The organism is Ensifer sp. 22460 (assembly GCF_052044935.1).
In the GTDB taxonomy this organism is placed as follows: Bacteria; Pseudomonadota; Alphaproteobacteria; order Rhizobiales; family Rhizobiaceae; genus Ensifer.
In genome coordinates, this window is record NZ_JBQENZ010000080.1 from 1 (window position 1) to 426 (window position 426).

The following is a 426-nucleotide window of genomic DNA, read 5'->3' on the forward strand; positions in this document are numbered from 1 at the left end:
TGTTCGGGCTTTTGCTCCGCATCGCCGAGAATGTAGTCGAGCTGCCCTTCAGCCCATTCGGGGCGCAGCGGAAACTGCGCGAGGAAACGATCGACCACGGCGGCAAAGCCGTTGCGATCGGTTTCCTGTGCCGTGAAACCGGCCTGACCGATGCCGGCGGCAGACACGGCGGACCAGCGTTGTTCGCCCGGCGCCATCCGCTTGCGGTAGGCGCTGTCAATGGCCCGCGCGAAAGGTGCGGCAAGCCGCGCCGGCTTGATGCGGTTGGATGCAACACTCAGGCTGAAGGAAGCGGGCTGGATGACGCGCACCCAATCGAGGCTGTATTGCGGCAGAACGACGCCACGAAGCCGTGTCCACATCTGCACCGAGACGTCGCTTGCGGTTTCGCTGAAGGAAAGATCCTGTGGTCCGGCCAGAAAGGCC

1 pseudogene is annotated in these 426 nt (G+C 64.1%); it reads right to left on the reverse strand.

The window, feature by feature from the left end:
• A pseudogene (locus ACTJKM_RS36085) lies at nucleotides 1–426 on the reverse strand (hypothetical protein); the annotation flags it as partial.